General features: G+C 39.8%; 10 protein-coding genes. 2 read left to right on the top strand and 8 right to left on the bottom strand.

What is annotated here, in order from left to right:
* The first annotated feature begins 1 nt into the window (after position 1).
* Positions 2–985: an FAD:protein FMN transferase gene (locus B9A18_RS24270; RefSeq protein ID WP_235005438.1), complete on the top strand. Its 984-nt coding sequence runs from the start codon at positions 2–4 to the stop codon at positions 983–985.
* A 39-nt stretch (positions 986–1024) separates the two neighbouring features.
* On the top strand, positions 1025–1963 hold the full coding sequence (locus B9A18_RS24265) for a hydroxypyruvate isomerase family protein (protein ID WP_084292423.1): 939 nt from the start codon (positions 1025–1027) through the stop codon (positions 1961–1963).
* A 6-nt stretch (positions 1964–1969) separates the two neighbouring features.
* On the opposite strand, the gene B9A18_RS24260 is transcribed toward B9A18_RS24265, so the two are convergent.
* From B9A18_RS24260 to recN, 8 genes are all read right to left on the bottom strand, one after another.
* Entirely contained in the window at positions 1970–3043 is a 1074-nt protein-coding gene (locus B9A18_RS24260) for a PA0069 family radical SAM protein (RefSeq protein WP_084292422.1), read from the bottom strand.
* Positions 3044–3148: 105 nt separating this feature from the next.
* Positions 3149–4240, bottom strand: coding sequence for a hypothetical protein (locus B9A18_RS24255; protein WP_084292420.1), 1092 nt, complete (start codon positions 4238–4240; stop codon positions 3149–3151).
* Positions 4241–4268: 28 nt separating this feature from the next.
* A complete protein-coding gene (locus B9A18_RS24250) occupies positions 4269–7481 on the bottom strand; it encodes a TonB-dependent receptor (RefSeq protein ID WP_084292418.1) in 3213 nt (1070 codons plus the stop codon).
* Between the two features lie 121 nt (positions 7482–7602).
* Complete coding sequence (locus tag B9A18_RS24245; protein ID WP_084292416.1) at positions 7603–8595, bottom strand: FecR family protein; 993 nt, start codon at positions 8593–8595, stop codon at positions 7603–7605.
* 82 nt (positions 8596–8677) lie between these two features.
* Positions 8678–9271 (bottom strand): RNA polymerase sigma-70 factor, encoded by a 594-nt coding sequence (locus B9A18_RS24240; RefSeq protein WP_159452741.1) that lies wholly within the window; start codon positions 9269–9271, stop codon positions 8678–8680.
* A 76-nt stretch (positions 9272–9347) separates the two neighbouring features.
* A complete protein-coding gene (locus tag B9A18_RS24235; protein WP_084292412.1) occupies positions 9348–10583 on the bottom strand; it encodes a carboxypeptidase-like regulatory domain-containing protein in 1236 nt (411 codons plus the stop codon).
* A gap of 57 nt (positions 10584–10640) precedes the next feature.
* The gene (locus tag B9A18_RS24230; protein WP_084292410.1) at positions 10641–11459 is read right to left on the bottom strand and encodes an enoyl-ACP reductase FabI; all 819 of its coding nucleotides are present in this window, start codon (positions 11457–11459) and stop codon (positions 10641–10643) included.
* Positions 11460–11519: 60 nt separating this feature from the next.
* Positions 11520–13181 (bottom strand): DNA repair protein RecN, encoded by a 1662-nt coding sequence (gene recN / locus B9A18_RS24225; RefSeq protein WP_084292408.1) that lies wholly within the window; start codon positions 13179–13181, stop codon positions 11520–11522.
* Positions 13182–13271: the final 90 nt, after the last annotated feature.

The following is a 13271-nucleotide window of genomic DNA, read 5'->3' as shown; positions in this document are numbered from 1 at the left end:
ATTGTTATTTCCCCTTCTGGTCTCTTTTTTTTTTAAAGGAAAAGACCAGAAGGAATTTATCATTCGTGGTTACGCCCAGGGAACAGATTATTCTATTAAGTATTTTGCGAAGGATAGTGTGGTCACTAAACGGGCTGTAGATAGCATTTTAAGCGTAATAGACTCATCTATGTCGCTCTACAAGCCATATTCTTTAATCAACCGGTTTAATGAAGCAAACGAAGGCCTGGACCTTGATCCGCATTTTGCTGCAGTGATGCGTAGTGCTTTTAAAGTTTATAAGGCTACCAAAGGTAAGTTTGATGTAACAGTGGCACCATTGGTTCAGGCATGGGGCTTTGGGCCCAAGAGAATTGATAAATTCCCAGATAGCTCGGAAGTTAAACAACTACTGCAATGTGTTGGCATGAATAACCTTCATCTGAAAGGAAATCATCTTACAAAAAGTAAGTCTTGTATAAGTGTAGATCTAAATGGGATAGCCCAGGGCTACAGTGTGGACCTTGTTGCTGACTATTTAATTAAGAAAGGTATTGCTTCTTTTGTAGTGGAAATTGGAGGAGAATTGAGAATGAAAGGGCCTAAACCTGATGGTTCTGCAATGCGTATTGGTATTGAAGGGCCAGCATCATCAGCTCATGCAGAACCGGTGATCAGGCATATCATCAGCATCAATAACGGTGCGATAACCACAGCTGGTAATTACAGAAAATATCTGCAAAAAGGGGCTAAGAAAATAGCTCACCTGATTGATCCTAAAACGGGTTACCCGTTGGATAATGCATTAATTAGTGTAACTATTTATGCGAAGGATGCGGTTACTGCTGATGGGTATGATAGCCCGATTATGGCTATGGATGTTCAGGAAGCACTTGGTTTTGTAGCCTCGAAAAAGGGGATGGAAGCGTATATCATATATCACAAAAAGGATGGAAGTATAGCAGATACATTGACAAAAGGCTTAAAAAAAATGATTGTAGAATAATCATTTCAATAATCAATCAGACACCATTGAAACTAACATATGAACAGAATAGATTTTATTAAGAACAGCTTTGCCGCTGCTGGGGCACTTGTGGCCGGATCATCTTTAAGTGCCGCTGCTGAAGATGGGCCAGGTTTTAAAGCAGATCCGCTATTGGCTGGGAAAACTTTTAATTTAGATTATGCGCCTCACCAGGGCATGTTTAAAAACAATGCCGGTGACAATTTCCTGGATCAGATCAGGTTTATGTACGACCAGGGGTTTCGCTCTATCGAAGATAATGGATTTTTAAACAGGCCTGTAGAAGAGCAAACAAAAATAGGAGAGTTGTTAGCTAAATTAGGCATGAGAATGGGTGTTTTTGTCGTGGATGGCGGAGATAATTGGAAAACATCATTAACAACAGGAAAGAAAGAATTTAAGGATAAGTTTGTTGAAACTTGTAAACTTTCTGTTGAGGCTGCCAAAAGATGCAATGCGAAATGGCTCACAGTAGTGCCTGGTTTCTACGAACGCAAGCTACCCTATGGAAATCAGTTTGCTAACGTTATAGATGCGATGCGTGCAGGTGCAGAAATATTTGAGCCACATAATCTGGTGATGGTTTTGGAAACCTTGAGCGATACACCTGAACTGTTTTTACAGCAAACACATGAGACTTATGCGGTGTGTAAGGCTGTGAGCAGTCCGGCTTGCAAAATACTGTATGACATTTATCATATGCAGAAAACAGAGGGACAGCTCATCGTTAATATGGACAGGTGCTGGGATGAGATTGCCTATATTCAAATTGGTGATAATCCGGGCCGTAAAGAGCCAACAACAGGAGAAATTAACTATAAAAATCTTTTTAAACACATCCATGAGAAGGGTTATAAGGGAGTGATGGGCATGGAACACGGCAATTCAAAATCAGGTAAGGAAGGTGAAATGCGTGTGGTACAAGCTTATCGTGAGTGTGATAACTTCCGCTCTTAATTAGAACTAAAACATACTGAGCTGGACTTTAGGAACTTTGAAGAGACTGGAGTCCAGTGTTGGTTTTACTTCGTTGAGGTGATTTAATCGGCAATGAAGCTTGAAGCTATCTTTAATTAATTTGGCAATATTGCCATCCCCCCTCATTCTGTCGCCAAACCTGCTGTCGTTAACATTGCCCCCATGGCAGGACTGAATCATATGCCATACTTTTTCAAAGCGGTCGGGATAGTTTTTACGCAGCCAGTCTTCAAATATTCCACCAATTGCACCATTTAGTCTTACAACGGTATAACCTGCTGCTATGGCCCCACAATTGGCTATAGTTTTTAAAATAGTTGGAACTTCATGGTCACTTAAGCCCGGTATCAGCGGCGCAACCATTACACCCATAGGTATACCGGCGCTACTCAATTGCTCTACAATTTTAAGACGTTGCTTTGCAGTAGTGGTTCTTGGTTCCATTTTCTGGCGCAATTGCTCGTTAAGACTATTGATGGAGACATACACCATGCAAAGGTTAAGTTTTGCTAGTTCCGTCAGTAGATCTATGTCTCTTAATATCAATGCGTTTTTAGTGATCATCCCAATCGGCTGTCTGTACTCCAGTGCAATTTCCAGCAGCTGTCTGGTTATTCTGAATTTCCTTTCCGCAGGTTGATAACAGTCCGTATTTCCCGAAAGGGAGATCACCGAAGCATCCCAGCCTTTACGCTCCAGAAACTTTTTAAACAGGGCAGGCGCATCTGTTTTTACAATGATCTTACGCTCAAAGTCGAGCCCAGCACTAAAGCCCCAATATTCGTGTGCATTACGGGCATAGCAATAGGTGCAACCATGTTCACAACCTTGGTAGGGGTTTAAAGAGTAAGCCATACCTACATCAGGACTGTCTACTTTGTTGACGATGGATTTAGATTTTCCGAAGATGAAAGTAGTTTTTTGATCTTCTTCTTCCCATTCATCAATTCCCTCATCAAACTCTTTTACATAGTCGTTTTTAGCGAAGCGATTGTGTGGATTAAACTGAGCACCGCGCCCTTTAACGTAATTGTCCGGTTTTTCTTCATCTAAATTCATTAGCTAAAATTACTAATAATATTAGTAATTAGCAAGACGGATAACCGGCTTCTTATTGGTAAGGCTTTCGGAAAAGGACTATTTTTCCGAAAGCCTGATATAGTTTTAATAGACCTTAAAGAATTCTTTAAGGTTTGCCTCAACAACCAAAAAAGTAGTGCTCTTGAGGCTCCCGGTGGGTCTAGCATTTTTTACATCCGTCAGATCAGCCATCAATGTGCCACCTGCTTCGAAATTTACAAGTCTGTAACAGCTTTCGGGTTTTATAGGCATAACCTCATTGGTTGTGATATAGGGTATGTCACTTAATGTACCTCTTTTGACAAATTTGTAGGAATATCTGATACCCGGCTCTGTAGGAGGTAATTCTATCGGCCTGGTAAAAGTGCCATCGGTAGGAACTTCGATGCGGATGTTTGTCGCCGTATGCTCATAAAGCTTGGTTGTTGAGGTTCCTGACAGGAATAAGATGTCTATTGGACCATTATATACATTAACCTTACTTTCAAATTTGGCTGTAAAGAGCATGTTTGTCGGATTTGATGGTGTTGGGAAATTGATGCTTTCATGTACCTTAAGGCCGTCAAAGTAAAATCTTAAATTTTGTACGGCCTCTTCTCCAGAAATTTCTTTTGTCAATAGAATGGCATTGTTTGCCTTGTTACGGATTTGTATCTGATGCTTCTGTTCTGGTTCAAATCCTATGTTTACTTGCTCTGGTGAGTAGTAAGATGTGATTCCACCACCTTCAGCAATAACTTTGCCATCTATAAGTATTTGAAGGGTATGAACTCCTGAATAGCCCTTGAATTTTAGTATTATGGTTTCATCGTAAGCTGTTTCGCCATTATAATAACATTTGATGACCTGCTCAAATTTATCTGCTACAATTTTTCTGGTTGCTAAAATGTCTGTTTGCCCTTTTTTTCGGATTTGTATTTCCGCTTCCGGCTGGTCCAATGTAAGCATAAGATTCATTCCAAATTCACCTTCAGATTTTCCAGATTCTGCAATTACCTTTCCGTTTTTTACAAATTGGAGCGTATCGTTTACTGTACTCCCCCGAATTTCCAACTTGATAATATGAGGTGGATCTTGAACTACCTTTTCCTGTTTCTTGCAACTGAAAAGTAGGAATGTAATCATCGCAATAACAATAGTAGGTGTTATTTTATTGGTTTTTAATAACTGTTTCATATTTAATATTTTTATGCAGTTTTAAGGATTAAAAATTATAATTCAGCTGTAAGCTAAACGTGCGGCCAAAGCGTCGGGTAAATGTTTTTTGCTCTCCAGGCTCGTATTTTTCTGAGGTTTCGGCTTTTAAACCTTCCTTTTTAAATTCGACCGGATCTGGACTGTTTTTGTAAAAAGAGGAAGCTTCATTAAATAAGTTACCCCCATTAAGTTTAACCAATATTCTATTTTTTAGCCATTTGTAGCTCAGTTGAACGTCGGTTTGACTTCTAGGCATTTCATAGTCTATTAAGCTCTCTTCCGCTGCTACGATATAAGTTTTTCTACCGGTTTTGTTATATACTGCATTAAAGCCAAAACGCGTTGCCTGATATTGTAAGCCTATGTTGATTAAGTATGGGGTTTGGCCTGACATGGGGCGTTTTAGTTTCGAAATGATCTTGCCTTCAGTTTTAATCAATGGATCGAACTGGGCTTCTACCTGCGATTTTTGTATGGTGGCATTTCCAAACAAAGTCAAATCACTAAGCCATTTTTTCTCGGCAATGAAGTCCAGATTTTTGCGCATTTCAAATTCCAGACCATAAACTTTAGCCCATTCCGAGTTTGAGATCACGTAATAGATATTTGCATTGGCGGCCTGACTAAGTTCTACTGGTTTATCAAAGTTTTTATAAAATCCACTTACCGAGAACGTTTCACCTAAAGATGGGAACCATTCCGCACGAACATCATAACTGGTGATTTTGGTACTGGTAATACCTACATTGTGGATCATACCATCCAAATAGGGGCTATAGCGATAAAACTGGGTATTGTCCATCAATTCCGGGCGTACAACAGCGATAGACCAGGAAGTCCGTACATTTATTTTAGGCGTAACACTATACGTTAAATTAGCAGATGGCAACCATCTAAAAGCAGGTTCATGTTTAAGCTCAAAGGTGGATGGATTACCAGGGATTATCGGATTACTGCCTGCTGTATATTTATAGTGATCGCCACGTACACCCCAGACTAACCGTAATGTTTCTCCCAAACGGTTATCAAGCATTAAATATCCTGCATCATTTCGACTTTTTCCTGTGTACTCATCATTAAACCACATCTGGAATCCGTAACCATCTACACGCATGTTCTCTGGTTTTTGCATGTCGGCTATAGAAATGAATGCCAGTTTTGGATCCATTTGGGCAGAACTGGAAGTAAACGGTACAATTTTCCAATCAAAGCCTCCTTTTTTGCGATTGCCATAAAAACCAACTTTAAGGGTATTGCGCAAACCAGCAACATTAAATGGTAGGGAGCCGGATACATTCCAGGTGTAATGACTTTCATTGTTATTAGAGTATTGGCTAGATAATGGTGCCGCCTTTGGCTCAGAGTATACCCCTGGATAATACAAATAGAAAAAATTGCCATCAATCAACTGAGGTGCTTGCTCGGCAGTAGTTATTGCTTTTTCCTCACGTTTTATAGCTGTCCTTGCGGCATCCCATTCCAGTTTTACTTTGCCCAATTGATGCTGACCCATTAGTTTATTCTGCATCAAACTTGTAAAGGTGGGGTCGTCATTCTCGCGTATGGTTGGAGGGCGAGAAGTGAGTTCATCAGTTTGATCATTAGAAAATCCTGCTGTACGTACCAGGTCATTATCAAACACCCGGGTATAGGTATTACGCAAACTAAAACGATGTTGGCCTAGCTGCAAGCCCATATTTAACAAGGCACCCCAAGTGGTATTGAAATTATAGGAATTACCATTGTTGTTGTATTCGTAGGCCCATTTCCCTCTATGATAATCATCAAAAGCAACATTGCTTTGTGTATTGCGGTAACTCAAAGCACCAGTAAAGCCCAATTTATATTGCTTATCTGCGTTTAAGGACATTAAACTACCCATGGTAAACTGATAATTCTGATTGGGCATGGCAGGAGCTTCATAAAGCGTAAAATTATCATGCTTAAAGCGTTTGCTTTGTTCGCTAACACGTTGCTTATATTCCAACTCTGTTATCGTTTCAAAGCCACCTATGGTTCCAGGCCCTCTAACGGCACGGTTTGTAATCAGTAAGTTATCCGGTGCGCTGCGCCTTCCATCGTCAAAACCAAGGAAGTCATACTTACCACGTTCGTGGCTGTAAAATGGCTTTCCTGTGGTTTGATCATTGTATGAAGTACCAATAGAAAAACTCGTAAAGTTCTCTGTTGGCATATCTTTAGTGTTGATCTGTATTAATCCACCCCCAAAACTGGTATTCATGTCGGGTGTGATGGTTTTGCTCACCACTATATTATCCACCAGGTTTGAAGGGATCATATCAAAAGAAAAGCTACGACTTTGGGCTTCAGTACTAGGTAAGGCTGTTCCATCTAATACGGCAGCATTATAACGCGCTGTAATACCGCGTACCACCACAAACTTGTTATCCATAGTGCTAACGCCACTGATGCGTTTTAAGCTCTCACCGATGTGTTTATCCGGTGTACGGCCAATTTGCTCGGCACTAATTCCATTGGTCATTTCCGATGCATTTTTCTGGCGGGTCAATAAGCCCTCTACCGAAGTCTTTTTATAATCCGCAGTTACTACAACCCCGGTTAATGTCGCCGAACTGGGTTTCATGCTGATGTTCAATGCCGTATTCTGTCCGCTTTTTACAATTACACCAGTAATTCGTTTGGTTTGATAGCTAACATAACTGATCTCTACTGTGTAGGTTCCTGGATCAGTATTTATACTAAAGGAACCATCAACACTACTACTCACTGAACGTTCCAGTCCAATAATCTTAATTCCGGCCCCAGGCAAAGCTTCACCTTTTTCATCCATAATCCGGCCACTGATTTTACCCGGTTTTACTGGTTCAGGCACTTTATATAACAAGATGGTTTTAGGATCATTGATTTTATAAGCGACCCCGGTTCCTTCCAGCATCTTTTTCAATACTATACCCAAGGGTATTTCTTTAGTATCGATGCTGATCAGTAGTCCGGATTTAAATATAGCCGGGTTGTAGTTGATGGCACAACCAGCCTTCTCTTCTAAAATACCGATCCCTCTGGTCAGGTCAGTTTTTGTTAGTTTTAAGCTGATGCGAATCTCATCAATGTTTTGTCTTGTTGTATTTGCAGATGCGTTATAAGAGATAAAAGAGGTAAGTAATAGCGCTACCATAGCGCCTTGCTTGTTAATTTTATTAAAGTATTCTTTTATTAAAAAGTATAGCATTAACTTCATAGTTTCAAAAGGTTTTTTAATTTTCAAGAGTTACGAAACGTTTTATAAGAACCGCCCTGTTACAGCAGGGTGGTTTTTTATTGTTTAAATTTTAAAGAATGGGTAGCCATTCTTTTTTAGATCATTGGCAAACCTCCCCCCAAAAGGTAATAATTGTGTTGTTAAGATTAAATTTGTAATGTATACCGCCACCACTCATAGTTTGTAGCTGATCGGCAATTTCTTTGATGTTTCGATTAGTGAAGGTGGCATTAAAACGACAGCTCAATAGCTTAGTGTTGTTGATTTTAAAATCAACAGGATAGCTTCGTTTTAAGCTGGCCAGTATATTGCCTAATGTCTCGTTTTTGAAAATGAAACGGTTTGTTGTCCAACTGTTAAACTCAGTAGCCCTTCGTGTTGCAATCGTATATTTTTTGCTAGCTAAGTTGTATACCAAATGCTTTCCGGGGAGCAATAGGGAGAGTTGTTTTTGTCCGCTTTTATTTACTTCCGACACACCAACTTTACCTGTTCGCACAGAAACACTGTATGTTTTGTTGTCTGCATAAGCATTGATGTTGAATGAAGTGCCCAGTACACGGGTTTGTAAGGCTCCACTGTGGACAATAAAGGGGCGGTTAGAATCATGTTTGACTTCAAAAAAAGCTTCTCCTTCTAATTTTATTTCCCTTTTTTTACCAGGTTCAAAACGCTTTGGGAAGCTAAGCTTACTCATCGCATTCAGGTAAACCACAGAACTGTCGGGAAGGAGTAATTTCAACTTTTCACCACGTCTGGTCGTTTTAGTAATCTCGACGGCAGAAGGCTGGCTGTATTCCTGTCGCTGTTGGATCATATGCCATGACAAGACAAACCCGCAAACCAGGAATAAACATGCTGCATATTTTATCCACATACGAATAGTACGGTTTTTGTTTATCGTAATCCGTTCAACAGCCGGTTCATCGATTTCTTCATCCCAAACTTTGTCGATTTCCTCTTGAAACAGGTCTTGCGTATTTTCATGCTTATTGATATAAGCAAAAAGCATAGCTTCCTGTTCCGGCGCGCTTCGCTGATTCAGATATAGCTTAAATATTTCTTTTATCTCTTCTTCGGTATTCGCTTTCATTACTTATGCGGGGCTGATGCCTCCTGTATATAAGTATATATCTCGCTAAATGACCAAGTGTCTAGTCGAAGATGATTTATTTTTAAAATAAATTCAAACAGCTGAAAATTGCCAGTACAGTTTCTGGAGTATGGACCTTAAAATAAGCTCTGATGTGGCTCAAAGATTTTGCAATATGACTGTGAACGGTGTTTTTAGAAATGTTGAGTTGCTCGGCTATACATTCGTAAGATGCGCCTTCATCGCGACTCAGCTTAAATACCTTTTTAGTTTGGGGAGGCAAGCCGTCAATAGCTTTTGCAGCCAGATTGGTATAGTCCTTTAAATTCATGGAACTGTTTATCGGATCATGACCTGGTTCCGCTTTATCATGCGAGAGGTGGTAGGTGGTCAGTTTAGCTTTCCGCTGAAACTCTTTGTAGACCAGGTTTTTGGTAATGGTGAGCAGGTAGGCGTTAAAGTCCTTTTCCTCGTTGATGCTATCTCTGTACTTCCATAAATGAACAAAAGCCAATTGAGTAAGCTCTGCAGCAGATTCATCACACCTTACAAAGCGCCATGCAAAGCGGTAAATTTTGCTCCTATAAAGTGCATACACCTTGTTAAAAGCCGTATTGTCACTCTTCTTTAATAAGATAATTAATTCTTTTAGCAGGCTTTTATCTAGCTGATCCACAGTAATTGAGCATAAATCTATGCTTCAAATGTAGCGGCCTTACTTTAACTGAATGTTAAAATTAGATCAATAGTGTTTACTTTTTTGCCAATGGGATATAATCCATAGGAACCATATCTGCTACTTTTTCATAAGCCCAAAAACCTTCATAAAGCATAGCTCTGGAATCATATACGCTGCCATTTTCATAAAATCGGACTGCGTTTTGCGTTAAATTGGCTACAGATATTTCATAATCAGGTATATTGAGCGGTCGGAACACCCAGAATCCTGTCTTGGAATAGGCCAGGGATTCTTTTTCTTTGGTATAGCTGATGGCCAATGCTCCACTACAGTCCAGCATTTTTAAATTTTGATTAAATGTGGATATCACATTCTCTGCTGAAATTTCTTTGCGGTCCAGATAATCCACGTATTTAGGCATGTCCTGTTGCTTTAGCCAGAACGAGATCATTGCACTGTCTCTTAGCATTGTTCCTTTACTGATGACAGTTGACTTTGCCGGAGTTTTTAGTCTGACAAGGTTTTTATAAATAATGCTGTCGGGATAGCGGTTAGGGTTAGGTATTTTTATCATTTTGTTCATGATAAAGCCCTGCTCGCTGGCATTTCCTGCATACAGAGATCTGAAGAAATGTTGCGAAGAGCCATAATAGGCCGTTTCGCGCTTATCTATGTACTTTTTTAGCTTTGTACCCGAAGCTTTTAATTCTTCAAAAAAAGGATGGCCTGAAAAATAGATGATGCGTGTTCTGGAATTGTATTCAAAGTTATCCAGCATATATTTTAACCGGTAGCCCAAAGCCTTATTTTCAACAATTAAGAATTCGGAGGTTTTTATTGTCAGCAGGCTCTTGGTTACATCGTAATCAATATTTAATACCTGTGGGTTTAATATCTTACACTGGGTAGCATTTGGGCTGGTGCCAATAAAGAACTCTTTAAATTGCTTAATATACTTGGCCCTGTTTGGATCAGCGCGAATCACTACTTCATTTAAAGTTGTGGTACTTTCCTTTAAAATTAGTTCAACCTGAACTGATTTATCTGAGATGATCACACTTTTTGAGTAGGGAAGATAACCAACCATTTGTACCAGTAAATCATAATTTCCCGGCTTAAGGTTACTAATTTTGAATTTACCTTCATTATCGGCTACAGAGGAGACTTTGTAGCCACTTAAATATACACCAGCACCTGGAAGACTTTCTTTTTGGTCTCTAACACTACCTGTTATAGAGAATGAGTTTTGAGAGAAGGCGTAATGTCCTGTTAATAGGTTGAGCAGTAGTATGAACAGGATTTTTTTCATGAAGGCGAATGTACAGAATTAGGATAGGTATGCGTATACCTATCCTAAAAAATATGTTTATTGATCTTCTAATCCCATTTTCTGCATCACTATGTCACTCACTCCTGTTGAAGAGTAACCGCCATCATGGAAAAGATTCTGCATAGTAACCATACGGGTTAAATCAGAGAATAACGTGATACAGTAATCTGCACATGATTCGGCATCTGCATTACCCAATGGAGCAATAGCATTAGCATAGTCATAGAAATCACCGAAACCTTTAATACCCGTACCAGCAGTAGTTTTAGTTGGCGATTGAGATACGGTGTTGATACGTACTTTTTTCTCTAAGCCATAGTGGTAGCCAAAACTACGTGCTATCGACTCAAGCATTGCTTTGATGTCAGCCATATCAGTATAGAAAGGATAAGTACGTTGTGCAGCCATGTAAGTAAGGGCTACCACACTACCACCTTCACTAATGGCATCTAACTTTTTAGCAACAGCAAGCATTTTATGGAACGACATAGCTGAAACATCAATACCTTTCATAAAGTAATCATAGTTTGATTCAGTATAAGGTATTTTTTTACGGATGTTTACGCTCATACCGATAGAGTGCAGTACAAAATCTATTTTACCTCCTAATATTTCTTGTGATTGGGTAAACAAATTAGTCAGCTCATCAACGTTGGTAGCGTCGGCAGGAACAATCTGTGATCCTGTTTTTTCAGCCAAAGCATTGATTTCTCCCATACGCATAGCGATAGGAGCATTTGTTAAAACAAATGAAGCACCTTCTTCATGTGCTTTTTCAGCAACTTTCCAGGCAATGGAGTTTTGATCTAAAGCACCTGTAATGATACCTCGTTTACCTTTTAATAAGTTATACATAGTATTTCTGTTTTAAAACAGGCCGAAGTTAATGAATTTTTCTTTTGCAGAATGAGACATTTAGTTTTTATAACCCAGTAGGTCTTTGGCATTCTCCATGGCCGAAATACCTGGTGTTTTACCGCTCAGCATTTCCGCAATGGCATTTACCCGATCGGCATTGCCAAGCTTACGAATACCTGTTGTAGTACGCTCGCTCTGCTCGTTTTTATACACAAAATAATGAGCATCGCCTTTGGCTGCAATTTGTGGAAGATGGGTAATACAGATCACCTGCATATTTTCTTCAAGCTCTCCAATTACATCTCCAACTCGCAAAGCTGTCTCACCTGAAATCCCCGTATCAATTTCGTCAAAAATCAGGGTAGGCAAGGAGGTATGTTTGGCCATGATAGATTTAATGGCCAGCATTAAACGTGAAAGCTCTCCACCAGAGGCTACTTTACCAACAGGAGCCGGAGGCTGTCCACTATTGGCCGAGAATAGCAGGCTGATCAAGTCTTTCCCATCCTTATTTAATTCTGCAGTGGCAGATTGTTCAATTTTTATTTTTGCATTCGGCATACCTACTTTCTGCAGTACTTTTCCTACACTGGCTTCGGTCGTGAGAATTGCCTTGCTGCGGTTTGCAGTCAGCTTTACGGCCATTTTTTCCAGATCGGCGTGCATCAGCTCTAATGCCTTTATCAGCCGCTCAATCTCTTCGTCACTGCCCAAAAGATTAGCCAGGTTATCGGATATTTGATTTTGTATGCTGAGTAATTCTTCAATGTTATTTACCCGGTGTTTTTGCTGAAGGCTGTAGATCAGGTCAAGTCTGACATTAATCTCCTCAATCCTCGATGGATTAAAAACAATATGTTCCTCCAGAGCTGAAGTTTCAGCAGCAATATCTTTTAATTCTATTAAAGCCGAACGCAGACGGTCAGATAAAGCCTCGTAAGCAGGGTTAAACTTCTCAATGCCTTGTAACATACCAACCACTTCCTTTAAAATAGGTAGTACTGCGGTTTCCTGCTCACTTAGTAAATTGAATCCTGTAAGTAAGCTTCTTTTAATGCTCTCTGCATTGTTCAGCATTTGCAGTTCAGTCTCGTGTTTTTCCTGTTCATCATTTTTCAGGTTTGCACTTTCCAGTTCATTAAACAGAAACTGCTCGTAGTCCTGCTTGTTCCGGGCCTCATTGGCTTTGGTCTGCAATTCTGTTAAATGCTGTTGCTGTTGTTTGTACTGCTTAAACTTGGTGCGGTAATCGGTTAATAAGGACTGGTGATCGGCAAGTGTATCCACAACAGAGAGTTGAAACGAAGGGTCACTAATCTCTAAAGTGGCATGCTGCGAATGGATATCTATCAACCGTTCCCCAATCTGCTTCATTACTGTAAGCGTTACCGGCGTATCATTGATAAAGGCTCTCGATTTTCCATCTGTCGAGATTTCCCTTCTTAAAGTATTCTCTTTATAAAAATCCAGGTCATTTTCTTCAAACAAGCTTTGCAGCTGTTTGTCGGCCAGTAAGAACCAGCCTTCTATAATACATTTCTTATCCTGATTAAAAAAATACTTTGTTTCGGCTCGTTGCCCAAGTATCAGCGATAATGCGCCAAGCATGATCGATTTACCGGCACCTGTTTCACCTGTGATGATGTTTAAACCTTTGTCAAGTTCCAGATCAACACTGTCTATCAAAGCGTAATTACGGATGGAAAGTTTTTGCAGCATATACACTGCTAAATTAGGAAAACTTTAATGACGATCCACAAAAAAAGGCAGAAGATTATCTCCTGCCCTTGATTGTGTGTATGTTATTAA

The organism is Pedobacter nyackensis, from assembly GCF_900176505.1.
Taxonomy (GTDB): domain Bacteria; phylum Bacteroidota; class Bacteroidia; order Sphingobacteriales; family Sphingobacteriaceae; genus Pedobacter; species Pedobacter nyackensis.
The sequence above is the reverse complement of the archived record's forward strand: the minus strand, read 5'-3'. Positions and strand labels throughout refer to the sequence as shown.

Excerpts from the sequence above, each read along its gene's own strand:
- B9A18_RS24250 (WP_084292418.1), bottom strand. The coding sequence starts at position 7,481 with ATGAAGTTAATGCTATACTTTTTAATAAAAGAATACTTTAATAAAATT.
- B9A18_RS24235 (WP_084292412.1), bottom strand. The coding sequence starts at position 10,583 with ATGAAAAAAATCCTGTTCATACTACTGCTCAACCTATTAACAGGACAT.
- B9A18_RS24265 (WP_084292423.1), top strand. The coding sequence starts at position 1,025 with ATGAACAGAATAGATTTTATTAAGAACAGCTTTGCCGCTGCTGGGGCA.
- B9A18_RS24255 (WP_084292420.1), bottom strand. The coding sequence starts at position 4,240 with ATGAAACAGTTATTAAAAACCAATAAAATAACACCTACTATTGTTATT.
- B9A18_RS24245 (WP_084292416.1), bottom strand. The coding sequence starts at position 8,595 with ATGAAAGCGAATACCGAAGAAGAGATAAAAGAAATATTTAAGCTATAT.
- recN (WP_084292408.1), bottom strand. The coding sequence starts at position 13,181 with ATGCTGCAAAAACTTTCCATCCGTAATTACGCTTTGATAGACAGTGTT.
- B9A18_RS24230 (WP_084292410.1), bottom strand. The coding sequence starts at position 11,459 with ATGTATAACTTATTAAAAGGTAAACGAGGTATCATTACAGGTGCTTTA.
- B9A18_RS24260 (WP_084292422.1), bottom strand. The coding sequence starts at position 3,043 with ATGAATTTAGATGAAGAAAAACCGGACAATTACGTTAAAGGGCGCGGT.